This window comes from Streptomyces sp. NPDC019443 (genome assembly GCF_044389785.1).
Lineage (GTDB): Bacteria > Actinomycetota > Actinomycetes > Streptomycetales > Streptomycetaceae > Streptomyces.
On the sequence record NZ_JBIRYJ010000013.1, the window covers coordinates 123,640 to 149,312 of the forward strand.

General features: G+C 70.0%; 21 protein-coding genes and 1 riboswitch. Of the genes, 14 read left to right on the forward strand and 7 right to left on the reverse strand.

Annotated elements, in window-relative coordinates:
- Window positions 1–11: 11 nt before the first annotated feature.
- From ACH492_RS30940 to ACH492_RS30960, 5 genes are all read left to right on the forward strand, one after another.
- On the forward strand, window positions 12–1,661 hold the full coding sequence (locus ACH492_RS30940; RefSeq protein ID WP_398991266.1) for a serine/threonine-protein kinase: 1,650 nt from the start codon (window positions 12–14) through the stop codon (window positions 1,659–1,661).
- The gene (locus ACH492_RS30945; RefSeq protein ID WP_398991386.1) at window positions 1,658–1,897 is read left to right on the forward strand and encodes a hypothetical protein; all 240 of its coding nucleotides are present in this window, start codon (window positions 1,658–1,660) and stop codon (window positions 1,895–1,897) included. The genes ACH492_RS30940 and ACH492_RS30945 overlap by 4 nt, the downstream gene beginning before the upstream one ends.
- Window positions 1,894–2,091, forward strand: a complete 198-nt coding sequence (locus ACH492_RS30950; RefSeq protein ID WP_398991268.1) for a hypothetical protein — start codon at window positions 1,894–1,896, stop codon at window positions 2,089–2,091. Before ACH492_RS30945 ends, ACH492_RS30950 begins: the two co-directional genes overlap by 4 nt.
- A gap of 104 nt (window positions 2,092–2,195) precedes the next feature.
- Window positions 2,196–3,812, forward strand: coding sequence for a succinic semialdehyde dehydrogenase (locus ACH492_RS30955; protein WP_398991270.1), 1,617 nt, complete (start codon window positions 2,196–2,198; stop codon window positions 3,810–3,812).
- A 29-nt stretch (window positions 3,813–3,841) separates the two neighbouring features.
- Window positions 3,842–5,647, forward strand: a complete 1,806-nt coding sequence (locus tag ACH492_RS30960) for a GMC family oxidoreductase N-terminal domain-containing protein (RefSeq protein WP_398991272.1) — start codon at window positions 3,842–3,844, stop codon at window positions 5,645–5,647.
- A 73-nt stretch (window positions 5,648–5,720) separates the two neighbouring features.
- Here the strand turns inward: ACH492_RS30960 and ACH492_RS30965 are convergent, their stop codons facing one another.
- Together ACH492_RS30965 and ACH492_RS30970 are read right to left on the reverse strand one after the other, a co-directional pair.
- Complete coding sequence (locus ACH492_RS30965) at window positions 5,721–6,674, reverse strand: LPXTG cell wall anchor domain-containing protein (RefSeq protein WP_398991274.1); 954 nt, start codon at window positions 6,672–6,674, stop codon at window positions 5,721–5,723.
- 753 nt (window positions 6,675–7,427) lie between these two features.
- Window positions 7,428–7,730, reverse strand: coding sequence for a chorismate mutase (locus ACH492_RS30970; protein WP_398991276.1), 303 nt, complete (start codon window positions 7,728–7,730; stop codon window positions 7,428–7,430).
- Window positions 7,731–8,041: 311 nt separating this feature from the next.
- On the opposite strand from ACH492_RS30970, the gene guaA reads away from it, so the two are divergent.
- On the forward strand, window positions 8,042–9,622 hold the full coding sequence (gene guaA, locus ACH492_RS30975) for a glutamine-hydrolyzing GMP synthase (RefSeq protein ID WP_398991278.1): 1,581 nt from the start codon (window positions 8,042–8,044) through the stop codon (window positions 9,620–9,622).
- Window positions 9,623–9,687: 65 nt separating this feature from the next.
- On the opposite strand, the gene ACH492_RS30980 is transcribed toward guaA, so the two are convergent.
- On the reverse strand, window positions 9,688–10,125 hold the full coding sequence (locus tag ACH492_RS30980; RefSeq protein WP_398991280.1) for a cupin domain-containing protein: 438 nt from the start codon (window positions 10,123–10,125) through the stop codon (window positions 9,688–9,690).
- A gap of 69 nt (window positions 10,126–10,194) precedes the next feature.
- Between ACH492_RS30980 and ACH492_RS30985 the strand changes: the two genes are divergently transcribed.
- The 3 genes from ACH492_RS30985 to ACH492_RS30995 all read left to right on the forward strand — a co-directional run bounded on the left by ACH492_RS30985 (window position 10,195) and on the right by ACH492_RS30995 (window position 13,064).
- Window positions 10,195–10,992: a class II aldolase/adducin family protein gene (locus ACH492_RS30985; RefSeq protein WP_398991282.1), complete on the forward strand. Its 798-nt coding sequence runs from the start codon at window positions 10,195–10,197 to the stop codon at window positions 10,990–10,992.
- A gap of 176 nt (window positions 10,993–11,168) precedes the next feature.
- Window positions 11,169–12,410 carry a hypothetical protein gene (locus tag ACH492_RS30990; RefSeq protein WP_398991284.1) on the forward strand — a complete coding sequence of 414 codons (1,242 nt, stop codon included), beginning with the start codon at window positions 11,169–11,171 and terminating at the stop codon, window positions 12,408–12,410.
- Between the two features lie 129 nt (window positions 12,411–12,539).
- Window positions 12,540–13,064 carry a DoxX family protein gene (locus ACH492_RS30995; RefSeq protein ID WP_398991286.1) on the forward strand — a complete coding sequence of 175 codons (525 nt, stop codon included), beginning with the start codon at window positions 12,540–12,542 and terminating at the stop codon, window positions 13,062–13,064.
- 168 nt (window positions 13,065–13,232) lie between these two features.
- Here the strand turns inward: ACH492_RS30995 and ACH492_RS31000 are convergent, their stop codons facing one another.
- Window positions 13,233–14,549: a PspC domain-containing protein gene (locus tag ACH492_RS31000; RefSeq protein WP_398991288.1), complete on the reverse strand. Its 1,317-nt coding sequence runs from the start codon at window positions 14,547–14,549 to the stop codon at window positions 13,233–13,235.
- A 179-nt stretch (window positions 14,550–14,728) separates the two neighbouring features.
- Here ACH492_RS31000 and ACH492_RS31005 point away from each other — a divergent pair, with 179 nt between their 5' ends.
- From ACH492_RS31005 to ACH492_RS31015, 3 genes are all read left to right on the forward strand, one after another.
- A complete protein-coding gene (locus tag ACH492_RS31005) occupies window positions 14,729–16,021 on the forward strand; it encodes a PspC domain-containing protein (protein ID WP_398991290.1) in 1,293 nt (430 codons plus the stop codon).
- Window positions 16,018–16,713: a LuxR C-terminal-related transcriptional regulator gene (locus tag ACH492_RS31010; RefSeq protein WP_398991292.1), complete on the forward strand. Its 696-nt coding sequence runs from the start codon at window positions 16,018–16,020 to the stop codon at window positions 16,711–16,713. The genes ACH492_RS31005 and ACH492_RS31010 overlap by 4 nt, the downstream gene beginning before the upstream one ends.
- A 70-nt stretch (window positions 16,714–16,783) precedes the next feature.
- Window positions 16,784–17,893 (forward strand): alpha/beta hydrolase, encoded by a 1,110-nt coding sequence (locus ACH492_RS31015; protein WP_398991294.1) that lies wholly within the window; start codon window positions 16,784–16,786, stop codon window positions 17,891–17,893.
- 37 nt (window positions 17,894–17,930) lie between these two features.
- Here the strand turns inward: ACH492_RS31015 and ACH492_RS31020 are convergent, their stop codons facing one another.
- The gene (locus ACH492_RS31020) at window positions 17,931–18,986 is read right to left on the reverse strand and encodes an NlpC/P60 family protein (RefSeq protein WP_398991382.1); all 1,056 of its coding nucleotides are present in this window, start codon (window positions 18,984–18,986) and stop codon (window positions 17,931–17,933) included.
- Between the two features lie 373 nt (window positions 18,987–19,359).
- Between ACH492_RS31020 and ACH492_RS31025 the strand changes: the two genes are divergently transcribed.
- Window positions 19,360–19,713, forward strand: coding sequence for a hypothetical protein (locus ACH492_RS31025; RefSeq protein WP_398991296.1), 354 nt, complete (start codon window positions 19,360–19,362; stop codon window positions 19,711–19,713).
- A gap of 61 nt (window positions 19,714–19,774) precedes the next feature.
- On the opposite strand, the gene ACH492_RS31030 is transcribed toward ACH492_RS31025, so the two are convergent.
- Window positions 19,775–20,947: an NlpC/P60 family protein gene (locus ACH492_RS31030; protein ID WP_398991298.1), complete on the reverse strand. Its 1,173-nt coding sequence runs from the start codon at window positions 20,945–20,947 to the stop codon at window positions 19,775–19,777.
- Between the two features lie 2 nt (window positions 20,948–20,949).
- Window positions 20,950–21,113, reverse strand: a riboswitch (cyclic di-AMP (ydaO/yuaA leader).
- Between the two features lie 296 nt (window positions 21,114–21,409).
- On the opposite strand from ACH492_RS31030, the gene pcrA reads away from it, so the two are divergent.
- Window positions 21,410–23,851, forward strand: coding sequence for a DNA helicase PcrA (pcrA, locus tag ACH492_RS31035; protein ID WP_398991300.1), 2,442 nt, complete (start codon window positions 21,410–21,412; stop codon window positions 23,849–23,851).
- Window positions 23,852–23,882: 31 nt separating this feature from the next.
- Here pcrA and ACH492_RS31040 read toward each other — a convergent pair whose 3' ends face one another.
- On the reverse strand, window positions 23,883–25,439 hold the full coding sequence (locus ACH492_RS31040; RefSeq protein ID WP_398991302.1) for a M23 family metallopeptidase: 1,557 nt from the start codon (window positions 25,437–25,439) through the stop codon (window positions 23,883–23,885).
- Window positions 25,440–25,673: the final 234 nt, after the last annotated feature.

Below are 25,673 nucleotides of genomic sequence, written 5' to 3' on the forward strand. Positions count from 1 at the left end.
GGGGGAGTTGCGTGTCCGAGGGAACGCGGCTGATCGCGGGCCGCTACCGGCTCCTCGACCGGCTGGGACGCGGGGGCATGGGCACCGTGTGGCGCGCGGACGACGAGCTGCTCGGGCGTCGGGTTGCCGTCAAGGAGCTGCATCCGGAGGACGAGGGGCGCCGTTCCGCGTCCCCGTACACCTCCACGGCCGCGCCGCTGCGCGAGGCCCGTGCCGTCGCCCGGGTCAAGCATCCGCATGTGGTCGTCGTCCATGACGTGGTGGTGCACGAGGGACTCCCGTACATCGTCATGGAATTGGTCGACGGCGGCTCGCTCGCCGAACGGATCACGCGGCGCGGTCCGGTCGACGTCGCCGAGGCGGCGCGCATCGGGCTGGCGCTGCTGGGCGCGCTGCGCGCGGCGCACGGGCTCGGTGTGCTGCACCGGGATCTGAAGCCCGCCAACGTACTGCTCGAGGAGTCGACCGGCCGGGTCGTCCTCACCGACTTCGGTATCGCGCAGTTCGCCGGGTCGACGACGATCACCGAGTCGGGGTCGTTCGTCGGATCGCCCGAGTACACCGCTCCGGAGCGGATGCAGGGCGTCACCGCGGGTCCCGAGTCGGACCTTTGGTCGCTGGGGGTGCTGTTGTGCGCGGCGCTGAGCGGTGAATCGCCGTTCCGCCGCGACTCGTTGGGCGGCATTCTGCATGCGGTCGTCGAGGACGCGATCCGTCCGCCCGCCCAGGCCGGGCCGTTGCTGCCGGTGGTGCTGGGTCTGCTCGAGCGGGATCCGGAGCGGAGGCTGAGCGCGGCGGAGGCGGAGGAGCTGCTGCGTACGTACGTCACGACGGGGGCCGTACCGACGCCCGAGGTGTCCCGGTCCGGGTCCGGGTCCGGGTCCGGGTCCGCGGTGAGTTACACACCCACCCGTCTCGACGCGCCGCGTGCGCCCGCGCCCCGACCGCCCGTCGACCTGCCCGCGCCCGCGAAGGCAGCTCGCCACCGTACGCCGTTGCTCGTCGCAGCCGCCCTGGTCGCCGCGCTGGCCGGGGCGGGAGGGGCCACCGCGCTCCTCGTGGACGACGGCGGGGGCGACGGCCGGGCGGCTGCGGGGCGCACCGCCGCGAGCAGTACGCCTCCGGTGCGTACGGCGCAGTCGCCCGTGGCAGGCGAGAAGCCCACGCCCACGCCCACGGTGACCGTCACCGCCTCCACGTCACCCAACAGGCCGGTGGCACCGGAGGGTTATCTCATGGTGTCCGATCCGGACGGTTTCGCGCTTGCCGTCCCCGCAGGCTTCGCCCGTTCCGCGGACGACAAGCGGGTCTACTACATGGCGCCGGACAAGGGCATCAGGATCGGCGTACGCATACAGCAGCCGGCCTCCGACGGGCCGCTCGGCGCGATGCGGCGCTCGGACGCCGACGGGCCCAGCACCAACCCCGGCTACCGCGACGGCAAGGTCACCGCGACCACGCACAACGGACTGTCCGCCGCGCTCTGGGAGTTCACCTGGAACGGCTTCTCCAAGGCGGAGGGACCTCGGCACACCTTCGACATCTGCTGGGACGAGGACGGGAAGATGTACGACGTCTGGGTCTCGGCCCCGGTCGGCCGGCTCGACGAGGCGCGACGGCATTTCGACACCGCGCTCGACTCCTTCACCCCCAGGATGTGAGCACGACCGGTTCCGGCGAGGGGCGGCTGATCGGCGGCCGTTACCGCCTCGTCGAACGCGTCGGCTCCGGCGGCATGGGCACCGTCTGGCGGGCCCGCGACGAACTCGTCGGCCGCGACTGCGCGGGGAAGGAGCCGCGGCTGGTCCCCGCGCGGGCCGGTTCACCGCGTCCGAGGCGAAAGGCACCGTCGTCCCCGCCAACCACCACGGTGCCGACGCCGCCCTCCTGGACGTGACGTACTACGCCCAGGAGGGCGACACAGCGCGCCCCGTCCACCGGCCGGTGTTCTACGTCGTGACCGAAGCCGATGAGCGCCACACCGTGCTCGTCGAGATGCCCGAGGGCGGCAAGGAGGAGGCCGAGGGGCAGGATCTGTTCCGCGGCGTACGAGAGCGGCTGAAGCTCGGCAGAGCCGCGACGAGCCCCTGATCAGGCCTTATCTGCCAGTGATCGCTGGCGCGATGGTGAGGGCCTGGTGAAAAGCCGTTACTGACGGGTACCCAAAGCTCCGTTTGCGGCATACTCTCGCCCCCATGACGGACTCGCAGGCCCCCGCCGCCGCCCTCGGTACCAACCCGACAGCCGCCTCCCCGGCCGGTGCGCGCACCGCAGCCGACGTGGTCACTCCCGAGGTGGTCGCCCAGCTCACCCGTGGTGTGGTCGGCTCCGGCCGTACCGCCAATCACACCCCGTTCACCGGGGAGAAGCTGGCGGACCTGCCCGAGTCCACGCCCGAGGACGTCGCCGAGGCCTTCGAACGCGCCCGCGCCGCACAGCCCGTGTGGGCCGCCACCTCCGCTCGCGCCCGCGCCGCCGTGCTGCTGCGCTTCCACGATCTGGTCCTGGAGCGCCAGGCCGAGGTCCTCGACCTCATCCAGCTGGAGACCGGGAAGGCCCGCCTCCACGCGCACGAAGAGGTCCTGGCCGTTGCCGTCGCCGCCCGCCACTACGGCCGCAAGGCGCCCGCCTATCTCAAGCCCAAGCGGCACACCGGCGTCGTCCCCGTCCTCACCAAGACCACCGAACTGCGCCAGCCGCGCGGCGTCGTCGGCCAGATCGCACCCTGGAACTACCCGCTCGAACTCTCCGTCGGCGATGCGCTGCCCGCGTTCGTCTCCGGCAACGCCGTCGTGATGAAGCCCGACACCGAGACCGCGCTGACCGCCCTGTGGGCGCGTGATCTGCTGATCGAGGCGGGCCTGCCGGCCGGCGTCTTCCAGGTCGTCATCGGCGAGGGGCCGGTCGTCGGCCCGGAGGTCGTCAAGCACGCGGACTACGTCTCCTTCACCGGCTCCACCCGCACCGGCCGCGAGGTCGCCCAGGGCGCGGCGGCCCGTCTGATCGGCGTATCCCTCGAACTCGGCGGCAAGAACGCCATGCTGGTGCTGCACGACGCGGACGTGGAGAAGGCGGCGGCCGGAGCGGTCCGCGCCTGCTTCTCCTCCGCGGGCCAGCTGTGCATCTCCATCGAGCGGCTGTACGTCCACGAGTCGATCGCCGACGACTTCGTCGAGCGTTTCGCGGCCCGTACGAAGGCGATGCGCCTCGGCAAGTCCCTCGCGTACGGCGCCGACATGGGCTCGCTCGTCGGCGAGCGCCAGCTGGAGACCGTCACCCGTCATGTCGAGGAGGCCGTCGCCAAGGGCGCGACCGTCGTCGCGGGCGGCGTCGCGCGCCCCGACATCGGTCCGCTCTTCTACGAGCCGACCATCCTCGACGGTGTCGAGGCCCCGATGGCCGTGTGCACCGAGGAGACCTTCGGCCCGGTCGTCTCCATCTACCGCTTCACGGACGAGGACAAAGTCGTCGAGCAGGCCAACGCCACCCCGTACGGCCTGAATTCCAGCGTCTGGACCAAGGACGGCAAGCGCGGCCACGCCGTCGCCGCGAAGCTGCGCACCGGCACCGTCAACATCAATGAGGGGTACGCCCCGGCGTACGGCAGCGTGCAGTCCCCGATGGGCGGCATGAAGGACTCGGGCCTCAGCCGGCGGCACGGCTCGGAGGGCATCCTCAAGTACACCGAGGCGCAGACCGTCGCCCAGCAGCGGCTGATCCCGCTGGCTCCGTCCTTCGGCATGGACGACGAGAAGTACGCCGCGTTCATGAGCCGCAGCCTGAAGGCGATGAAGGTCCTGCGCCTGCGCTAGTTTCCGCCCTTTTCGCACGAGGAGAGCCAATGTCACGGGACACCCAGGCCCAGATCCAGGACGACGAGTCGCTCTACGACTACGACGTCATCGTCGTCGGCTCGGGCTTCGGCGGCTCGGTCTCCGCGCTGCGGCTGACCGAGAAGGGCTACCGGGTCGGGGTCATGGAGGCGGGCCGCCGCTTCACCCGCGAGACCCTGCCCAGGAACTCCTGGGACATCAGGAACTATCTGTGGGCGCCGGCGCTCGGCCTGTACGGCATCCAGCGCGTCCATCTGCTGGGCAAGGTGATGGTGCTGGCGGGCGCGGGGGTCGGCGGCGGTTCTCTCAACTACGCCAACACACTGTACGTACCGCCGGCGGCCTTCTTCGAGGACCGCCAGTGGGCCGGGATCACCGACTGGCAGGCGGAGTTGTCGCCGTACTACGACCAGGCGAAGCGGATGCTGGGCGTGCGGCTCAATCCGACGACGACCCCGTCCGATGTGCATCTCAAGGCGGCGGCGCAGGCGATGGGGGTCGGCGACAGCTTCCACCTGGCGCCGGTGGGCGTCTTCTTCGGCGACGGGAAGGACGCCGACGGTACGTCAAAGGCGAAGCCGGGCACGGCGGTCGACGATCCGTACTTCGGGGGCGCGGGCCCGTCCCGAAACGCGTGCACCGAGTGCGGGGAGTGCATGACGGGCTGCCGCCACGGCGCGAAGAACACCCTCAACGAGAACTACCTCTACCTGGCGGAGAATGCCGGGGCTGTCATCCATCCGATGACGACGGTCGCCGCGGTCCGCGAGGACGCCGAGGGCGGCTACCAGGTGACGACCGTCCCGACCGACGCGCGCCGGAAGGGCAGGACCAAGGTGCTGCGTGCCCGGCAGGTCGTCGTGGCGGCGGGCACGTACGGCACGCAGACTCTCCTGCACACCATGAAGGACCGCGGGCTGCTGCCCCGGATCTCGCCGCGGCTGGGCGAGCTGACCCGTACGAACTCCGAGGCGCTCGTGGGTGCCCAGACCGACAACCGCCGCTACCGCCGACGGCACGGGGTGAACAAGGCCGACTTCACCCAGGGCGTCGCGATCACGTCGTCGATCCACCCCGACGACAACACCCACATCGAGCCGGTCCGCTACGGCAAGGGCTCCAACGCGATGGGCGCGCTGTCCATCCTCCAGGTGCCCTACCGCAACCGCCGGGTGCTGGGCTGGCTGGGCAACGCGGCGAAGCACCCGGTGCTGGTGGCGCGTTCGCTGTCCAACCGCCGCTGGTCGGAGCGGACCATCATCGGCCTGGTCATGCAGTCCCTGGACAACTCGCTGACGACGTTCCGCAAGCCGGGCGGCATCGGCAAGGGCCTGCTCACAGCCCGCCAGGGCCACGGGGCCCCCAACCCTCAGCAGATCCCGGAGGCGACGCGGGCGGCGTCTCTCCTCGCCGAGGAGATCAACGGCTTCGCCGGCAGCAATGTCGGCGAACTCATCGGCACGCCCCTGACCGCCCACTTCCTCGGCGGCTGCCCCATCGGTGCGGCGCCGGAGTCGGGTGTCATCGACCCTTACCACCGGCTGTACGGCCACGCGGGCATCTCGGTCGTGGACGGCGCGGCGGTCTCGGCGAACCTGGGCGTGAACCCGTCGCTGACCATCACGGCGCAGGCGGAGCGGGCGATGTCGTTCTGGCCCAACAAGGGCGAGGAGGACCCGCGTCCGGCGCAGGGTTCGGCGTACGAACGCCTGACCCCGATCGCGCCGAAGTCCCCGGCGGTCCCGGAGGCGGCCTTCGGCGCGCTGAGGCTGCCGTTCCTGGGGATCCCGGCGGTCCCGCCGAAGAAGTCCTGACCGCCACAGACACAAAGAGGCCGCTGCACCCCCCTCCGAGTGCAGCGGCCTCTTGGCCTTGTGTGGCCGGGTGTTACGCGGTGGCGCCGTCGCTGCGGCGACGCTTCATCGCGAACACGACACCGGCGCCGGCGACGATGGCGATGCCACCGGCGATACCGACAGTCGGCAGGATGGAGCTGGAACCGGTCTCAGCGAGGTTGCCGGTCACGTTGCCCGCGGTGTTGGTGTCCGGCTTCTCGGACGGGACGGGAACCTTGCCGCCCTCCTGCGGCTCGGTGCCGCCGGTGTCCGTGCCGGGCTTGACGATCTGGAACTTGTACGCGACGTCCTGGAAGCCGAGGCAGTCCTTGTCGCCGATGTAGATGCCACCGCCGAGGGTGAAGCCGGCGCCGGCCGGGGCGGACGCCTTGACGTTGAGCCGCAGCGGCAGATTGACCTCGTAGCCCGGCTTCAGCTCGTTGGAGCTGCCGATGTAACCGACAGCCTGCCCCTCCTCGTCGAGGGTCTCCCAGGTGTTGGTCTCCGGGTCGAGAGCCTGCAGCTCGACCTGCTTCGTCTTGAAGAGGTTCTCGCCGTCCTTGTCGAAGGAAGCCCCGGCGATGTAGTCGATCTCCTTGACGACCGCGTCGGAGGAGTTGAAGACGTTCAGCGTGAACTTGTGCCAGCCACTACCCGCGGCGATCTTGCCCGGCAGGCCGGTGATCGAGAGCTCGAGGTCGGAGGTCTTGCACTCGAAGTCCTCGTCCTCCTCGTCCTCGCCCGGCGTGGTGGCAGTGGCGCTCGGCGAAGTGGCCGGCGTGCTCGGGCTGTTCGCCGGAGTGCTCGGGGCCGTAGCCGTGTCCGTCGGCGCGGGGGGCGTGGTGACGGTGTCCGTCGGCGACGGAGACGTGGTCGCCGTGTCCGTCGGTGACGGCGACGTGGTGGTCGTCTCCGTCGACGTCGGGGTAGGGGTCGTCGCGAACGCGGCAGGCGCCGCCAGGAAGGTGGCGGGGGCTATAACAGCCGTCGCGGCAGCGACTGCCATGGCGCGGCGAAGCTTCATTAAGACCTCAGCGAAGTCCGGCGTACCGCTTGACACGGCACGGAGTTTGGAGGCCTTCCGAGGTGGGGGTACACGGGTGAGGCCGTTGTTTCGCATGCATGACTTGCGAATGGCTGGAATGGTTGCCCTCGGTCTCACAGAAAACTTATGTGGCCCCCGTCACACACCCCGTCGCAGCCCCCGTCGTTCGCCCCCCGGCAGGCACCCTCGTCACCCGCCCTCGTCACCCGCCCCCGTCGCGCGCACCCGGGCATGAGCAAGGGCCCCGCGGATGCGTGATCCGCGGGGCCCTTGTGGTCAGCACCGACGTCAGGGCAGCGCCGGTGCCGAGGTGCGGCGCCGGGGGGTAGCGCCGCTTGGGGAGGGTCGCCGACCCGGCGCACTTGGGGCGCGCGGGTGGTATCGACCTTTGGCAATGTTGTCGCGCAGAGGGACGCGCTTGTTCTTGCATCGTGCTGGAAGGGCTGCGGCCTGCGCAACCTTTTGGACCGGATGCGGTCGGCCCCGGGCGTCCCCGGAGCCGACCGCCTTTGGGGTGACCGGGCTGCTGTCCCCTGCCGACCGGTCACGCGCGCTGGGGCGAGGTCCCACGACGTACCTGCGGTACGTCACACGCTCCAGCGGAGCCACGCGTGGTTTCCTTCGAGGCCCGCCCCTGGCTGGCACGGACACCGGTACCAACGAAGCCTCGTCGGGTGCGGTCACGCGCCGTACGGGTGAGGGACGCGCCCGAACTCAGATACGGCCCCGGCACAGCTCCAGCAGCGTCATCGCGAGCGCCGTTCCGGGCTTTCCGAGCGCGTCGCGGAAATGGCCGAGAACCTCCATCTCGCGCGACAGGTTCACGCGGCGGCCGCCGGAGGAGATGCGGGCCTGCTGGATGACGGCCGAGACCGCCATCCGTTCCTGGATCAGTCCGATGATGCGGTCGTCGAGTGCGTCGATGCGGTCACGGGCGCCGGTGATCACACACGCGGCCTCGTCGGTACGGGCTCCGGTGTCGGCTCCGGCGTTGGCTCCGGTGTCGGTGACAGTCATGCGGGGCTCCTTGTCGGGGGCGGCGGCCCCGGAGCGGCAAGGCCCGGAAATGACAGAACGCCCCGGGCCTTGTCGGCCCGGGGCGCCTGGGAAGTTGCTTGTCAGTGGCTCAAGCAGCACGACCATGGCAGCCGGACGGGCCGGTGCCATAGGTAAAGACGAAGGTCAGCTGCTTGTGCATGGCGACAGTATGGACCGCCCGCCCGCGCGGGCCCAATCCGGGTTCGGATGGTGAGACGAAGAGCTCTACCGGCGCGCCGGTAGAATCGACAACGCAGACCCTCCCTCCCACCGCCGGAAGGCCGCCACCCGTGCCAGCAGCACCCCCCGCCGCCACCGACGTCGTACTCGTTGTCGACTTCGGCGCGCAGTACGCCCAGCTCATCGCCCGCCGCGTCCGTGAGGCCCGGGTCTACAGCGAGATCGTGCCGTCCACCATGCCGGTGGCGGAGATGCTGGCCAAGAACCCCAAGGCGATCATCCTCTCCGGCGGTCCGTCGTCCGTGTACGCGGAGGGCGCCCCGCGGCTGGACCGCGAGATCTTCGAGGCCGGGGTCCCGGTCTTCGGCATGTGCTACGGCTTCCAGCTGATGGCGACGACGCTCGGCGGGACCGTCGACAACACGGGCGCGCGTGAGTACGGCCGTACTCCGCTGCACGTCTCCAAGCCCGGCTCGACGCTCTTCGAGGGCACCCCGGCCGAGCAGTCGGTGTGGATGTCCCACGGCGACGCCTGCTCCGCCGCCCCCGAGGGCTTCACCGTCACCGCGTCCACGAACGTCGTGCCGGTCGCGGCTTTCGAGAACGACGAGAAGAAGCTGTACGGCGTCCAGCACCACCCCGAGGTGATGCACTCGACGTACGGCCAGCAGGTCCTGGAGCACTTCCTCTACCGGGGCGCCGGCATCGAGCCGACCTGGACCACGACCAATGTCGTCGAGGAGCAGGTCGCGCTGGTCCGCGAGCAGGTCGGCACCAGGCGCGCCATCTGCGGTCTGTCCGGCGGCGTGGACTCGGCGGTGGCCGCGGCCCTGGTGCAGAAGGCCATCGGCTCGCAGCTGACCTGCGTGTACGTCGACCACGGGCTGATGCGCAAGGGCGAGACCGAGCAGGTCGAGAAGGACTTCGTGGCGGCGACCGGCGTCCAGTTGAAGGTCGTGGACGCGGCCGACCGCTTCCTGAACGCGCTCGCCGGGGTGTCCGACCCCGAGCAGAAGCGGAAGATCATCGGCCGCGAGTTCATCCGGGTCTTCGAGCAGGCCCAGGCCGAGATCGTGGCGGAGGCCGCGGGCGGCGAGGCCGTCGCCTTCCTGGTCCAGGGCACGCTCTACCCGGACGTCGTCGAGTCCGGCGGCGGCACCGGCACCGCCAACATCAAGTCGCACCACAATGTCGGCGGCCTGCCCGAGGACCTCGAGTTCGAGCTCGTCGAGCCGCTGCGCAAGCTGTTCAAGGACGAGGTCCGGATGGTCGGCCAGGAGCTCGGCCTGCCGGACGAGATCGTCCAGCGCCAGCCCTTCCCGGGCCCGGGCCTCGGCATCCGTATCGTCGGCGAGGTCACCAAGGACCGCCTCGACCTGCTGCGCGAGGCGGACGCCATCGCCCGCGAGGAGCTCACGGCGGCGGGCCTGGACCGTTCCATCTGGCAGTGCCCGGTGGTGCTGCTCGCGGACGTGCGCAGCGTCGGCGTCCAGGGCGACGGCCGCACCTACGGCCACCCGATCGTGCTCCGTCCCGTCTCGTCCGAGGACGCGATGACGGCGGACTGGACGCGGATGCCGTACGAGGTGCTGGCCAAGATCTCGACCCGGATCACCAACGAGGTCGCGGACGTCAACCGCGTGGTCCTCGACGTGACGAGCAAGCCGCCGGGCACCATCGAGTGGGAGTAGCCCTTTTCCGCAGGGCCGATGCCGGCGCCGCCGCTCAGCAGTCCTGAGCGGCGGCGTCGGCGTTCTTACTGCTCGAGCGTGAAGTCGTCGAAGTGAAAGCCCGGCGCCACGATGCACGTCACCAGGACCGGCTCGGTGCCCGCGGGTTCCGCCGCCTGCCAGGTGTTCGCGGGGACAAGGAGCTGGGGCTGTTCGCCCGACTCCACCGACGGGCCGAGGGTCAGCGTCTCGCTCGCCGAAGGCTTCTCGCCCGTGCCGCCGAGGTGCAGACTGAGCGGGCCGCCGCGGTGCCAGAGCCAGAGTTCGTCGGAGCGTACGCGGTGCCATCGCGAGCTCTCACCGGGGTGCAGCAGGAAGTAGATGCCGGTGGCGTACGCCCGCGGCCCGGGGTAGCCGGGCGGGGTCGTCGAGCCCGCCGTCTGCCAGGTCTGCCTGAACCAGCCGCCCTCCACGTGCGGTTCGAGGCCGAGGAGCGGGACCAGGGGGGATGTCGGTTCGGTCATGCGCGCATTCTCGTGCAAGGCGCGTGACGTCTCTGGTCAGTTGCGGTACCCGGAGGTAGCTTCCCAGCCATGACTGAGACGCCCGCGCCGATCCCTGTCGAGCAGCTGCGATTCGCCATGCCGCCCGTGCACGAGTCCGTCGTGGACGAGCGGGCGTACCGCAAGGAGAGGCTCGCCGGGGCGCTGCGGCTCTTCGGGCGGTTCGGTTACGAGGACGGGGTGTCCGGCCATATCACCGCTCGGGATCCGGAGTTCACCGACTGCTTCTGGGTGAACCCCTTCGGCGTCCCCTTCGCGCGTGTCACCGCCGGTGATCTGATCCTCGTCAACGGGGAGGGCCAGGTTGGCCGGGTGGTGATCGGGAGGTACCACGTCAACCAGGCGGCGTTCGCCGTCCACGCCCAGGTGCACCGCGCCCGGCCCGAGGTCGTCGCCGTCGCCCATACCCACTCCGTGCACGGGCGGGCGCTGTCCGCGCTCGGTGCGCTGATCGAGCCGATCACACAGGAAGCCTGTGCTTTCTACGAGGACCACGCCCTGGTCGACCGGTACACAGGAGTGGTCGTCGACGAGGGGGAGGGGCGGCGGATCGCCGGCGCCCTCGGCGCGTACAAGGCCGTCGTCCTGCGCAATCACGGGTTGCTGACCGTCGGCGACTCGGTCGACGCCGCGGCCTGGTGGTTCATCTCCATGGAGCGCTGCGCCCAGGTACAGCTCGCCGCGCGGGCGGCGGGCAAGCCCGTGCTGATCGAGCACCGGGACGCGGTGGCCACCCGCGAGCAGCTCGGCAGCGATCTGGTCGCATGGATCAACTACCAGCCCCTGTGGCGGCAGATCAGCCAGGCGGAACCCGAACTGCTGCAGTAGCGAAGCAGTAACAGAGCAGTAGCAAGCAGTAGCAAAGCAGTAGGGTCAATCGGGCACCGGCACGTTCACCCCCTGTAGCCTCGGGCGCCGGGGCGTGCACCCCTTTCGTACGGCACAATTCCCATGAATTACACGGAAGTTCAGTCAGTACGGGGCGGGGAAGGCGGCTTTCACTCGTGGCGGTGCAAGAAGCGGGACAGTGCGACGAATGTACGCACGGCGCGCGCGAAGGGCATCGGCGGGCAGTGGCCGAATTCCTCGCCAAGCGGGACGAGTTCGCCGCCGGGCAGGGACTGCCGGCCGCCGTCGCCCACTCGCCGGGCGCCTCGCGCCAGTGGGTGTCGGACGAGCTGACCCAGTCGGCCCGCACGGTCGCCGACCGCAGCCGCGAGGCGGGCGAGGCGTGGCTCCAACTGGTCTGGCAGCGCTCGCTGTTGGTCGTCTGGGCGGCCTTCGCCGCCCTCGCGCTCGGGCAGTTCTTGACCGCGATCGGCGCGGGCTGGACCGGCGCCCGCACGTCCGGACTGCTCGCCGCGTTCGTCGTCGCCTCCCTGCTGAGCGGCGCAGCCCGCCTGCACCGGTCGCGCGGCGGCCTCCTCGCCCCGCTGATCGGCGAGGACAACCGTCTCTCCACCTCGCGCGCCGTCGCCACCGCCTGGGTGCTGCTCGTCGTCTTCTCGGTGCTGGTGCTCGCCCTCCAGCTGGCCTGGGCCTCGTCCGCCGCCGAACGGGACGCGCTGATCGAAGGACTCGACCTGGCCCGTGGCGCGGGCATGCTGTCCGTCCTCGCGCTCGTGTGCGCGATCGCCGTCGTCGTACGCCGCGTGGTGGCCGTACGCGTCTTTGGCCAGCGGCTGCAGAAGATCCGCGCCGACCGGCCGCGCCTGGCGGATCTGCTCTGCGACGACAGCGGGCGCGGCAGCTTCGCGGATGTGCAGTACGCGCTGGTGAGCTCCGTCGCGGCGGTCTTCGCGCTGGTACGGCTAGCCCGCCGGCCCGACCAGCTGCCCGATCTGCCGTGGGGGCTTGCCCTGCTGGTCGCGATCTCGGCGGCGACGTACTTCGCGGGGAAGTACGCGGAGGGCGGCCGGCCGATCGTGCTCTCGGTCGTCCGGGCCCGCGAGGCCGGGGATCTGGACGCCCCCATCCGTACCGGCGACGACATCGAGATCCGCGGCGCCGGTTTCGTGCCCCCGGGCGCGGGCACGCCCGACCGGCTCGCCCGAATGGTCGTGCGCTTCGGCGCGGTTCATGTCCATGTCCCGCTGATCCCGGTCCCCGGCGGCTTCGCCAATCCGACGGACACCGCGCTCACCGTGCCGGTCCCCGTGGACGTCGAGCCGGGGACGGTGAACATCCAGGTGGTGACGGCATCGGGGATGGAGAGCAACCGCTGCCTCATCGAGGTGACGGACTGACCCACCCGGCGCAAAGGGACTGATCCCGCCCGCCCCTGAATGTCACAGAGTGAGCCGCACGGCTGGTGAGCGGCCCGGCTTCGTCGTACGTATGGTCAGTTGACGGGTCTACCGAAGGCGGGACCAGCGATGACACACACATATCGGACTACGGTCGACTACGGCACGGTCGACGGCGGGCGGCGCGGCGGCTGGAGAGACAGGGCGAGCCATTACGCCCTTCTGCCGCTGCGGCTCTTCCTCGGCGTGACTTTCATCTACGCGGGGATCGACAAGCTCACGGACAGCCAGTTCATGGCCGCGAGCGGGCAGGGCTCCGTCGGCGATCTGATGCGCAGCGTGCGCGACACCTCCGCCGTGCCCGCTCTTGTGGACCTTGCGCTCAAGAACCCCGAGGGCTTCGGCTACGCGATTGCCCTCGGTGAGCTCGCCGTTGGCATCGGCATCCTCGTCGGGCTGCTGGCCCGGCTCGCCGCGCTCGGCGGGGCTCTCATCTCGCTGAGCCTGTGGCTGACGGTGAGCTGGCAGACCGAGCCGTACTACTACGGCAATGACCTCGCCTATCTGATGGCCTGGCTGCCGCTGGTGCTCGCAGGGGCCTCGTTCCTCTCGCTCGACGCCCTTCTGGCCGACCGGCGACGCCGAATGCCGTAGTGCGCCCAGGTCACCGCCCCGGCCAGGAACAGACCGCCGAAGACGACCGGGAAGACCACGAACCAGGGTGTCTGCCAGGAGCCGGCCGCATCGCCCGCGTACAGCAGCGCTGCGGCCAGCACGGCGAGGCCCGCGATCAGCTTGCCCGGCCGGAATTCATGCCGGAGTTCACGACGCGGCACGGGTCACCTCCACCTGTCCGATGCCTACTTCGAGGCGGAGTACCAGCGTGCCCGACGGCTTCGCGCCGGCCGGCGCGGGCAGGGTGCTCTGCCGGTCCTGGCCGGGGGCGACGTCGATGTCGTTCGCCGCGTCTTCGGGGAGCCGGATGTCGCCGATGCCCGCTTCGACCCGCAGCTTCACCGTCGCGTCCTTCGGTACCACGACCTTGAGCTGACCGGCCCCGACCTCCGCCCTCGTCGACACCGTCTGCCCGGCGGGGACGGCGAGGGACGAGAGGTCGAGCGTCGCGACGCCGGAGCCCATTTCGTACCGCGGCTGGACGGCGGCCACCGAGGCCGGCTTCCAGTCCGTACGCGCCCAGTGGGTGCTGATGTCCTTGGGGAGCGCGGCGGCCCCCGCCAGCAGACCCGCCGTGATCACCGTCATCATGATCGTGCCGAAGCCGGTACGGCCCAGCAGCGCGCTGACCAGCAGACCGAGCCCGAACACCGCCAGCGCGCAGACAAGACCGATCTGCAGACTCGTGCCCAGCGGACTGCTGTCCCAGCTGAGCCCGGTGCCGAGACCGCCCGCGAGCAGGGCGAGAAGGAAGACGGTGCCGCCGATTCCGCGCGGCCCGCGCGTCTGCGGGGGAGCTGCTGAAGGACGCCGCTGGGGCGGTGCGGCGGCTTCCGCGGCCGCCTGGGCCGCAGCCTCTTCGGGGCCCCACAGATAGCCGGTCGCCACCGGGCCCGTCGTGCCGTCCTTGACGATCGGGTCCCGCCACCAGGACGGGCTGTCGCGGACGGGCGGCGCCTTCGTCTCGGGTGGCGCCTCGGCCACCGCGTGCGCCGTCGCGGCGTCCAGCAGCGCACCGTCGGGGGCGACGACACGGCGGCGCTGCGACCACACCGACGCGCCGACGACCGCGACCGAGAGGAGGGCGGCGAAGGCGAGCGTCCCGCTGTTGCCCAGCATGGACAGGAACAGTCCGCAGCCGATCAGGGCGAGGAGCACGGCGGTCAGCGACGCGCCCTCCACCCGGCCCGACAGCAGGCGACGCGCCTCGTTCTCCTCCTCGTCCTCGAAGGGGATCAGCAGCCAGGCGAAGCCGTAGAAGATCAGACCGATGCCACCGGTCACGGAGAGCACACCGATCACGATCCGGAAGATCACCGGGTCTATGTCGCAGTACCGGCCGAGCCCGCCGCAGACACCCGCCACAACCTTCTGGTTCGGGGTGCGGCGCAGCGGCTGCGTCTCGGCACGCGCCTCGGGCGGCGCGTCCGGTTTCGCAGGAGGCGGAGTGGTCGGCTGTGTCATACGTCCATGGTGACGGGCCCCGCGCCGGGACGGCACCCACGCCGACCCTGGCCCTTCCCTGATATCGGCCCGGCCGCGGGCCACGGCTTTCAGGGTCGGATTAAGGGCCAGGGCTTTCAGGGTCGGTTTAGGGGAGGACCCTGATACCCCGGCCCGCTCCCGCATGTGACGATCGGAGCATGCCCGTCGCCACGCCCCGACCCGCCGGACCCTCCCGCGCCCCCGCGCCGGAGGAGCAGCCGCTGCGCAAGCTGTACCGCAGCGCCGACGGCCGGATGCTCGGTGGTGTGGCGCGCGGCCTCGCCGGGCATCTGGGACTGCCCGTCATCTGGGTCCGTCTCGTCTTCCTCGGCCTGTTCATGGCCGACGGCCTCGGCGTGCTGCTGTATGCCGTCTTCTGGATAGTCGTGCCGCTCGGCGTCGGCGGCAGGACCGCCGAGCCGCGTTCCGTCTTCGAGACCACGGACGACGGCCGGCGCCGGCTGCGCAAGCCCGACAAGGGGCAGCTGTTCGCGTTGGTCGCGCTGATGATCGGCGCGGCGATCTTCGTCGGCAATGTGAACATGGGCGGCAATGCCAGCCGCTACATCTGGCCGATCCTGCTGACCGGCGCCGGTGTGGTGCTGGTCTGGCGGCAGGCGGACAACGCTCGCCGGGCCCGCTGGACCGAAGTCGGCCGCCGCCGCAGGCTCCTCCAACTCGGCCGCGCACTCGCGGGCGTGGCGCTGGTCGGCATGGGCCTGACCGTCTTCATCCTGGTACGTGGATCCGCCGCCCAGCTCGGCAATGTGCTGACGGCGGCGATTGCCGTCATCGCCGGCATGGCCCTGCTCGCCGGGCCCTGGCTGGTGCGGATGACCCAGGACCTCTCGGAGGAGCGGACGATGCGCATCCGGGCCCAGGAACGTGCGGAGGTCGCCGCGCACGTCCATGACTCCGTACTGCACACCCTCACCCTGATCCAGCGGAACGCCGACGACGCGGGCGAAGTGCGCCGCCTCGCCCGCGCCCAGGAGCGCGAGCTGCGGAACTGGCTCTACAAGCCGGAGGGCAACGGCAAGGACGAGGACGAGGAACCGGACACGCTCGCCGAGGCGGTGAAGAAGGCCGCGGCCGAGGTCGAGGACAAGCACGGCGTCCCGCTGGAGGTCGTGGTCGTCGGCGACTGCCCGCTGGACGAGAAACTGGCCGCACAGATGCAGGCCGCACGCGAGGCAATGGTCAATGCGGCCAAGTACGGTGGCGAGGGCGGGGCCGTCCAGGTCTACGCCGAGGTCGAGGGCCGCACGGTATTCGTGTCGGTACGTGACCGGGGGCCGGGCTTCGACCTGGATTCCGTCCCCGGCGACCGGATGGGCGTAAGAGAATCGATCATCGGCCGGATGCAGCGCAACGGCGGGACGGCACGGCTTCGCTCGGTGCCCGGCGGGGGCACCGAGGTCGAGCTGGAGATGGAGAGGGCGGGCGAATGACCGAGACCGAGGCTGCTGGAGAGACTGCCGAGCGGCGCGTACGGGTCGTGCTCGTCGACGACCACCGGATGTTCCGCACCGGAGTGCAGGCCGAAATCGGCCAGACCGACCGCACCGGCGTCGAGGTGGTCGGCGAGGCCGCCGACGTCGACCAGGCGGTCACCGTGATCACGGCGACCCGGCCCGAGGTCGTCCTGCTGGACGTGCATCTGCCGGGCGGCGGTGGAGTGGAGGTGCTGCGCCGCTGTGCCTCGCTGATGGCGGCGCCTGAGAACCCGGTGCGCTTCCTCGCGCTGTCCGTCTCGGACGCGGCCGAGGACGTGATCGGGGTGATCCGGGGCGGCGCTCGCGGCTATGTCACCAAGACGATCACGGGCACGGATCTGGTCGACTCGATCTTCCGGGTGCAGGACGGGGACGCGGTGTTCTCGCCGCGTCTGGCGGGCTTCGTGCTGGACGCCTTCGCCTCGACGGACGCGCCGCCGGTGGACGAGGACCTCGATCGGCTCACCCAGCGGGAGCGCGAGGTGCTGCGGCTGATCGCGCGGGGTTACGCGTACAAGGAAATCGCGAAGCAGCTGTTCATCTCGGTGAAGACGGTGGAGTCGCATGTCTCGGCGGTGCTGCGGAAGCTGCAGCTGTCGAACCGTCACGAGCTGACGCGATGGGCCACGGCTCGACGTCTGGTTTAGGCTCCATCGTGAGGTAACTGGTACATAGCCGGGCAACCGTCCATGCCATGTTCACCTCTTGTTCTGCGTGATGAATCTGACGGGGAACACCTTCTTCCTGATCACGATCGGCCTGGTCGTGATCGCTGTACTGCTGCCGCTGCTGCTCTGGAGCCGTCTGCGCGGACCCGCTCTGGTGCGGGGCGCCGGCCGGCTGCTCATGGTGCTCTTCGCGCAGGCCACGGCGGTCCTGGTGGTGTTCGTGGCGGTCAACAACGCCAATGGCCTCTACGACAGCTGGGACGACCTGCTCGGCACGGCGGACCATGTCGACTCGGCGCTCGACCTCGGGCCGAACGGCACCGGCGGCAAGCAGATCTCCGCGCTGCCGAAGGTGATTCAGAAGTGGGAGAAGGTCAAAGACCCGTCGCTCGGCAGCGGTCTGCGGCGCACCGAGCTCAAGGGCGCCATCTCGGGTGTCGTGGGCGAGGTGTACGTCTGGCTGCCGCCGCAGTACGACGACCCCGCGTACCGCGACAAGAAGTTCCCGGTCGTAGAGGTGCTTTCAGGCTTCCCCGGCTCCTCGAAGAACTGGTTCCGGACGCTGAAGTTCCAGGATCGGGTGCAGCCGCTGATCGAGTCCGGCAGGGTCGCGCCCTTCATTCTGGTCTCGCCGCGCACCATGCTGGGCGACGCGGACACCGGGTACGCGAACATACCGGGCAAGGTGAATGCGGACAGCTGGCTGACCGTCGACGTACGCAAGATGGTCGCCGACAACTTCCGGGTGTCGCTGGCACCTGAGAACTGGGCGATCGCGGGCTACTCGGCGGGCGCGCACGGCGCGGCCAAGCTGGCCTTCGCCCACCCCGACCGCTACAGCGCGGCCGTCAGCTTCTCCGGCTACAACGACCCGGCCGCCGAGTCCCGCTCGCTGACTGCCGCGGACCCGAAGCTGCGCGTCGAGAACAACGTCCTGCACATCCTGAAGTCGGCCAAGACCCCGCCGCGGGTCTCGCTGCTGGCGACAGGGGAGGGCTCGGACGGGTACGAGCCGGGTCTTGCGCTGAAACGGGCGGCCAAGCCACCGACGAAGGTGGATGTACGGGCGACGAAGGGCGGGCATGTCACTCCTGTGTGGAGCAGGCAGTTGCCGTACGCCTTCGAGTGGCTGACGCAGCAGCTGCGGCCGCGGTTCTGATCTACGGGTCTGACCTGCGTCTGACTCCGCCGACGGCTTACACGGGGCGGGTCGCGCCCGCGAAGGGCATCTCGTCGATCGGCGCGACACGGACCGGGGCGCCGGGGCGAGGGGCGTGGATCATCTGGCCGCCGCCGATGTACAGGCCGACGTGGCTGATCCCGGAGTAGAAGAACACCAGGTCGCCGGGGGCGAGTTGGGAACGGGAGACCCGTCGGCCCGCGTTGATCTGCGTGTACGTGGTGCGGGGCAGCGAGACCCCGGCGTAGCCCCAGGCAGCCTGGGTGAGCCCGGAACAGTCGAAGGAGGCGGGCCCGGTCGCGCCCCAGACGTACGGCTTGCCGAGCGCTCCGTAGGCGTACGCGACGGCTTGGGCGGCACGGGAGTTGGGAGCCTCGAGGGAGCCGCGGGGGCCGGCTGACCGGTCGGCACGCGTATCCGCGGGGCTTTCCGCACTGTTCGAGCCCTCGTACGAGGCGCGCTGCTCGGCGGTGAGCGCGGCGAGGAGACGTTCGGCGGCCGCGAGCTTGTCCTGGACGGTGGCCTTGTGCTTGGCCAGCTCGGTCTGCCGGGCCTTGAGCCCGTCCATGCGCCCGCCCGCCTCGGCCCTCAACCGGGCGATCTCCACCAGCTGTTGGTGCACACCGGCGATGGAGTCCGCCTGCCGCGTGCCGATCCGCTCGGCGAGCGCGGCCCGCTCCAGATACTCGTCGGGGTCGGAGGTGAGGGCGAGCTGCACCCCCGGGTCCATGCCACCGGCGCGGTACTGGGCGGTGGCGATCGAACCGAGGGCATTGCGTGAGGCGTTGAGCCGATCGGTCCTGCGGGCGGCCTCCTCGCGCAGCCGCTCCAGCGACGCGCGGGCCTTCGCGGTCTGCTCCTTGGCCCCGTTGTACTTCTCGGTGGCGGCCTCCGCCTCTTGGTAGAGCTTGTCGACCTTGGCCTTGATCTGTGCGGGAGTGAGACGGGGCTCGGCGTGCCCGGTTCCGTCGAACGCGGTGGCGGTCGCTGCGCCGGCGAGCGCGAGGGTGGCGGCGGTCCGGGCGGCGGGCCCGCTGAGCGGATGCTGCTTGGGTTTCCGGTGCGCTGCCACGAGGGCGTCCACGTCCTTCCGTCTTCCCTGCGGTCCGAATCCGACGCCGAGTCCGACGCCGCATCCGACGCCGAGTCCGACGGCGGTCCGCACGGGGGAGCGGCCCGCCGCCGGATCTCTCGGCGGGGGTGGCCGACTGCCGCCCGGGAGCTCGGCGGCGGTGGGGAGTCGGTCACCTGAGAAAGGACGCTAAACCTGAGAGTCACGGGAATGAGGCGTGGACCGGTACTGCCCGAAGCTGGACACGTGGGTGCGCTTTCTGAGAGCGGGACTGATGGTGCCGGCTCGGATCCCCGTGCCGCTGTGACCGATGCGGCGAATGAGGCATACCTGCCTGGAGATCGGTGCTATGGGGAGGGTTAGGCTCCGCGACATGGACGTACTCATCAATGTCTTCGTCGCCCTGCACATCATCGGCATCGCGTCGCTGCTCGGCGGCTTCCTCACCCAGATGAAGGCGATGGGCGCGGGAACGGCCCGCTTCACCCCGGCAATGCTGCACGGCGCGCTGACCATGCTGATCACGGGCGTGGCACTGGTGGGTCTGAACCAGGCGGACGACCAGCCGGTGAACAACCTGAAGGTCGGCATCAAGCTGGCGGTGCTGGTTGTGATCCTGGGCCTGGTGTACGTCAAGCGGGACGAGGAGAAGGTGGACAAGGCGCTGTTCGGCGCGGTGGGCGGGCTGGCGGTCGCGAACATCTTCATCGCGACGCTCTGGACGTGAGCCGGACATGAGAACGCCCGGGCGCCGAAGTCGGCCCCGGGCGTTCGTGCGCTGAGCGGTCTCAGGCCGGGCGCACGCTGCCGTAGATCGGCATGTAGTAGATCGACTCCTCGCGGACGTTCGTACCCGGCTTGGGCGCGTGGATCATCTTGCCGTCGCCGATGTAGATGCCGACGTGGCTGATGTCGTCGTAGAAGAAGACCAGGTCACCCGGGAGCAGATCCTTCGTCTCGACCCGCACGCCCACCTTCACCTGGTCCCAGGTGGTGCGCGGCAGGTCCACGCCCGCGGCCTTCCAGGCGGCCTGGGTCAGTCCCGAGCAGTCGTACGAGCTCGGGCCCGACGCGCCCCAGACGTACGGCTTGCCAATCTGGGAGCGGGCGAAGGAGAGGACCTTCTCCGCCTTCGCCGCGTACGTGGCTCCGCCCGTGGAACCGGAGCCGGTGTCCGACCCGGTGTCCGTGCCCGTGTCGCCGCCCTGGTTCTGCTCCTGCTCCTGGCGCCGGCGCTCGGCCTCCGCGCGGGCCTCCGCCTCCTCCTTGGCCTTGGCCTCGGCCCTGCGACGGGCCTCTTCTTCCTTCTCGCGCTCGATCGCCGCAAGCCGCGCCTTCTCCTCGGCCGTCAGCTTCGACAGCAGCGTGCGCGCCTCGGCGAGCTTCGCCTGGACGTCCTGCTTGCTGGTGCGCAGGGCCTGCTGGGAGCGGGTGAGCGACTCGAGGCTCTTCGTCGCCTCCGCGCGCTGCTCGGCGGCCGCGGCCCGCTGAGTCTCGTAGTCGTCGATCACACTGCGCTGACGGTCGGTCATCCGGTCCATCAGCTGCGTCTGGTCGAAGTACGCCTGCGGGCTGTCCGCGAAGAGCAGCGCGGCGGTCGGAGTGACCGCGCCCGTGCGGTACTGCGCGGCCGCGTAGGTGCCGAGCTCCCGCCGCGACTCGTTCAGCTTGTCCGTGCGCTTGGCGGCGTCGTCGAGGAGCTCGTCGACCTCGCGGCGCTTCTCCTCGGTCGCTTCCTTGGCCTTGTTGTACTTCTGGGTCGCCGTGCCGGCCTGCCGGTACAGGTCGTCGACCTTCTTCTGCACCTCTTCGACGGAGGGCTTCGGCTCGGCGGGTGCGGCATTGGCGCTCTGCGTCGACAACAGCGTGACGGAGGCGAGGGCTGCCGTCGTGAACCCGACGGCGGGGGAGGACTTTACGGTTCGACTTCGCGTTTTGCGATGCGACGCCAAGGCCGGCATCTCCTTCTTCCGTGGACCGCCTACCGGGTTAGCTGTCGGGTTCGGGCGGAACGGAAGATCGCCCTACGGACCGAGTGAGGCGCGGTCCGATTCACCCCGGTTGTGCATGGTGGGTCCCCGGTTCCGAACTCCCTTGTGGAAAGCCCGAATTCGGCGCAGGCCGCCCGATTGGCGTGGATCGCCATGGGGGTACGGGCCGCCTTGGGGGAGCACGCTAGCCAACTCGTGCGGCTGCTGTGAAGGTTGATGTTCGAAATGTCCGATACATTTTCGTGACCTTGGCGATCGGTGAACCGGCGCCCCCAAATGATGACCCGATGGTATAGGCCGATGACGGAGAGTCGCGGCGTCGATCGCCGGTCGAATCGCCCTCGAATCGGCCGTCGAAACGTCCTGTGCATCGTCCGGGGTATCCCAATGCGGCGGCGAGCTGTCAGTGCGGCGGCCTAGACTCGTAGAGCGATGAGCAGCCTCTTTGACGACAGCTTCCTGGCGGACCTCCAGCCCAGCGCGGAGCACCACCCGCCGCCGCCCGAGGACTCGGCCCCGGAGGAGATCCCTGACGATCTCTTCCAGGGCGCCTACGACGTCCCCCCGGCCCGGGACCCGTACCACCGTGACGGCGCTCCGCGCACGGTCGTGGACCCCGCCGCCCTGCTCGAGGGGCTGAATGAACAGCAGCGTGCCGCCGTCGTGCACACCGGCTCGCCGCTGCTGATCGTCGCCGGGGCCGGGTCCGGCAAGACCCGGGTGCTGACCCACCGGATCGCGTATCTGCTGGGCAGCCGCAGCGTCCACCCCGGCCAGATACTGGCGATCACGTTCACCAACAAGGCCGCCGGCGAGATGAAGGAGCGCGTCGAGCACCTCGTCGGCCCGCGCGCCAACGCCATGTGGGTCTCCACCTTCCACAGCGCCTGCGTCCGGATCCTGCGCCGGGAGTCCAAGAGGCTCGGCTTCACCTCGTCGTTCTCGATCTACGACGCCGCCGATTCCAAGCGCCTCATGGCCCTGGTCTGTCGTGATCTGGAACTCGATCCCAAGAAGTTCCCGCCGAAGTCCTTCAGCGCGAAGATCTCGAACCTCAAGAACGAGCTGATCGACGAGGAGACCTTCGCCGACCAGGCGGTCGACGGTTTCGAGAAGACGCTCGCAGAGGCGTACCGGATGTACCAGGCGAGGCTGCGCGAGGCCAATGCGCTGGACTTCGACGACATCATCATGACGACGGTGCATCTGCTGCAGGCGTTCCCGGACGTCGCCGAGCACTATCAGCGCCGGTTCCGCCATGTCCTGGTGGACGAGTACCAGGACACCAACCACGCTCAGTACACGCTCGTACGCGAGCTGGTGGGTCCCTCGGGCCCGGACGACGACCCGGCCGAGCTCTGCGTCGTCGGCGACGCCGACCAGTCGATCTACGCCTTCCGCGGCGCGACCATCCGCAACATCCTCCAGTTCGAGGAGGACTACCCGGACGCGACGACGATTCTGCTCGAGCAGAACTACCGCTCGACGCAGACGATCCTCTCCGCCGCCAACGCCGTCATCGAGCGCAACGAGAGCCGCCGCCCGAAGAACCTGTGGACCAACGCCGGCGCCGGCGCGCAGATCACCGGCTATGTCGCCGACACCGAGCACGACGAGGCGCAGTTCGTCGCCGACGAGATCGACCGGCTGACGGACGCCGGCGACGCGAAGGCCGGCGACGTCGCCATCTTCTACCGTACGAACGCCCAGTCCCGTGTCTTCGAAGAGATTTTCATCCGGGTCGGGCTGCCGTACAAGGTCGTCGGCGGAGTGCGCTTCTACGAGCGCAAGGAGGTCCGGGACGTCCTCGCGTATCTGCGAGTTCTCGCCAACCCCGAGGACAATGTCCCGCTGCGCCGCATCCTCAATGTCCCCAAGCGTGGCATCGGCGACCGAGCCGAGGCGATGATCGACGCGCTCGCGCTGCGCGAGAAGATCACCTTCCCGCAGGCGCTGCGCCGCGTCGACGAGGCGTACGGCATGGCGGCCCGCTCCGCCAACGCCGTCAAGCGGTTCAACGTGCTGATGGAGGAGCTGCGTACGGTCGTCGAGTCGGGCGCCGGACCGGCCACCGTGCTCGAGGCCGTCCTGGAGCGGACCGGCTACCTCGCCGAGTTGCAGGCGTCGACCGACCCGCAGGACGAGACGCGTATCGAGAACCTGCAGGAACTGGCCGCCGTAGCCCTGGAGTTCGAGCAGGACCGCGCCGAGGAGGAAGGCGCGGGCACGCTCGCCGAGTTCCTGGAGCAGGTCGCGCTCGTCGCCGACTCCGACCAGATCCCGGACGAGGACGAAGACGGTTCCGGCGTCATCACGCTGATGACGCTGCATACGGCGAAGGGCCTCGAGTTCCCGGTGGTGTTCCTGACCGGCATGGAGGACGGCGTCTTCCCGCACATGCGCGCGCTCGGCCAGGCGAAGGAGCTGGAGGAGGAGCGGCGGCTGGCGTACGTCGGCATCACGCGCGCCCGCGAGCGCCTCTATCTGACGCGGTCGTCGATGCGCAGCGCCTGGGGCCAGCCCTCGTACAACCCGCCCTCGCGCTTCCTGGAGGAGATCCCCGGGCAGCACCTGCAGTGGAAGCGGACCGGTCCGATGGCCGCGCCCGCCGGTCCGACGTCCGGCATCGCCTCGTCGCTCTCGTCCTCGCGCTCACGCGCGGGCGGCGGTGCTTCGGGCTTCGCCACGCGGCGTACGACCGACAAGCCGGTGATCTCGCTGGCGGTCGGAGACCGGGTCACGCACGACCAGTTCGGCCTGGGGACCGTGGTGGAGGTGACGGGGTCGAGTGCGGACGCGCAGGCGACGATCGACTTCGGGGACACCAAGCCGAAGCGCCTGCTGCTGCGGTACGCGCCGGTCGAAAAGCTCTGATCGAGCTCGGACCGAGCTCTGATCGGCGCTTTTACGTCGGGTCGAGGCCGTGGCTGCGAAGCCACGGCAGCGGGTCGATCGCCGAGCCGCCGCCGGGCCGTACCTCGAAGTGGAGGTGCGGTCCGGTGGAGTTGCCCGAGTTGCCCGAGTATGCGATGACGTCACCGGCCTTGACCGAACCGGAGCGGATCTTGGTGCTGCTGAGGTGGCAGTACCAGGTCTCGGTTCCGTCGGAGGCGGTCACGATGGCCATGTTGCCGTAGGCGCTGTTCCACTGCGTACGGACGGTGCCGTCGGTCGCGGCCATCACCTCGGTGCCGTACGACACCGGAAAGTCGATGCCGGTGTGCACGGACATCCAGTTGACGCCGGCCTGGCCGTAGTACGCGCTCAGGCCTTCCCGGTTCACCGGCAGTACGAACTTGGGGCGCAACGCCTCGCGGCGCTTGGCCTCTTCCTCGCGCTTCTTTTTCTCCGCCTCCTGGCGCGCCTTCAGGTCGAGGCGTTCCTGGGTGCGCGACGCGCGGTCGCCGAAGTCGCGGGCGTCGGCGCTGAGGGCGGCGAGCTGCGTGTCCATCTTGTTGTTGGCCGCGATCGCCTTGGGGGAGGACGGATCGGCCGCCTCCACGTTGCTGTCGCCCTTGGTGTCGCCGGTGCCGAGGCTGCCGACGGAGGCGGCGGCGATGCCGGCAACGCCCATCACACACGCGGAGGGCACAGCGACGGTGAGGAGCGCGGAGCGTTTCGCGGGGGTGCGGCGACGGCCGCGGGACCCGCCGGAACGGCGGACGGGGCGGGGGATGACCGCGGCGGCGATGGGTTCGGGTTCCGGCGCGAGTTCGTATTCGCCGTCGAGTTCGGCTTCCGCTTCGACTTCGGCTTCCGCTTCGAGTCCGGCCTCGGCCTCGGGCTGGGCCTCGGGTTCAGGCTCGGCTTCGTACTGGTACTCCTCGTACTCGTACGTGAGGTCCGACTGGAACTCCGGCTGGAATTCTGTGGTGAGGTCGGCGGGCGCCGCAGGGCTGAAGTCCTGGTCCGGGATGAACTCATGCTCCGGCGTGAACTGTTGCGGTACGTGCGGTACGACGGCTTCCGCGCCAGTGTTCCAGGCGGTGGCGTCGTATGTGCCGGTGTCGAAGGCGGGCGCCGTCCACTGTCCGGTGGTGTCGTACGCGAACGTGGCCGCGGCGGTTTCGTACTGATCCGTCTGCGCGGTCTGGTTCCACGCGCCGGCGTCCCACTGGCCCGTCGTGTCGTACTGGACCGCGGCGGCGTCGTAGTGGCCGGTGGTGTCGTACTGGCCGGTGGAGTCGTACTGGCCGGTGCTGCCGTACTGGGCGGTGCCGTCGTACTGCGCGTGAGTCTCGTACGGCGGGAATTGCTGCGCCTGCTGCGGCTGTTGTGCCTGCTGCGCGGCGTAGACGTCGTAACCGGAGGTCTGGTGCGACCCGGTGTCCCACTGGGTGGTGTCGTACTGGCCGCTGTGGCCGGCTTCGTAACTGCCGGGAAGCGCACCGAAGAGCGGGTCGGTGTCGAAGCTGCCAGTGGAGTAGCCGTCGTACCCGGCGTGGGCGTGCTGGTCGTTCACCAACTTCTCTCTCGCCTCGGCAGCAGGACCTGGGTTCTGGGGCCGTGGAGCGCAGGGGTCCCAGTGGGAAAGCAGTGGCGCGACTGTACCCGGCGGTATGCGACGGCGACAATCTTCGGCAGGTTTTAGGCAATCAGGAAACGGGCATTCGGATGCCTTTCGGCGGACTGTGGGCACAGCTTTGGCTCTATGTTCGAAAGGTGTTCGACGTTTCGTTACCCGGTCTGCCGGGGC

Bases quoted from the DNA above. Each gene is read 5' to 3' on its own strand.
- pcrA (WP_398991300.1), top strand. From the start codon at position 21,410: ATGAGCAGCCTCTTTGACGACAGCTTCCTGGCGGACCTCCAGCCCAGC.
- ACH492_RS30985 (WP_398991282.1), top strand. From the start codon at position 10,195: ATGACTGAGACGCCCGCGCCGATCCCTGTCGAGCAGCTGCGATTCGCC.
- ACH492_RS31030 (WP_398991298.1), bottom strand. From the start codon at position 20,947: ATGCCGGCCTTGGCGTCGCATCGCAAAACGCGAAGTCGAACCGTAAAG.
- ACH492_RS31010 (WP_398991292.1), top strand. From the start codon at position 16,018: ATGACCGAGACCGAGGCTGCTGGAGAGACTGCCGAGCGGCGCGTACGG.
- ACH492_RS31000 (WP_398991288.1), bottom strand. From the start codon at position 14,549: ATGACACAGCCGACCACTCCGCCTCCTGCGAAACCGGACGCGCCGCCC.
- ACH492_RS30980 (WP_398991280.1), bottom strand. From the start codon at position 10,125: ATGACCGAACCGACATCCCCCCTGGTCCCGCTCCTCGGCCTCGAACCG.
- ACH492_RS30960 (WP_398991272.1), top strand. From the start codon at position 3,842: ATGTCACGGGACACCCAGGCCCAGATCCAGGACGACGAGTCGCTCTAC.
- ACH492_RS31025 (WP_398991296.1), top strand. From the start codon at position 19,360: ATGGACGTACTCATCAATGTCTTCGTCGCCCTGCACATCATCGGCATC.
- ACH492_RS30955 (WP_398991270.1), top strand. From the start codon at position 2,196: ATGACGGACTCGCAGGCCCCCGCCGCCGCCCTCGGTACCAACCCGACA.
- ACH492_RS31015 (WP_398991294.1), top strand. From the start codon at position 16,784: ATGAATCTGACGGGGAACACCTTCTTCCTGATCACGATCGGCCTGGTC.
- ACH492_RS30965 (WP_398991274.1), bottom strand. From the start codon at position 6,674: ATGGCAGTCGCTGCCGCGACGGCTGTTATAGCCCCCGCCACCTTCCTG.
- ACH492_RS31005 (WP_398991290.1), top strand. From the start codon at position 14,729: ATGCCCGTCGCCACGCCCCGACCCGCCGGACCCTCCCGCGCCCCCGCG.
- ACH492_RS30970 (WP_398991276.1), bottom strand. From the start codon at position 7,730: ATGACTGTCACCGACACCGGAGCCAACGCCGGAGCCGACACCGGAGCC.
- ACH492_RS30995 (WP_398991286.1), top strand. From the start codon at position 12,540: ATGACACACACATATCGGACTACGGTCGACTACGGCACGGTCGACGGC.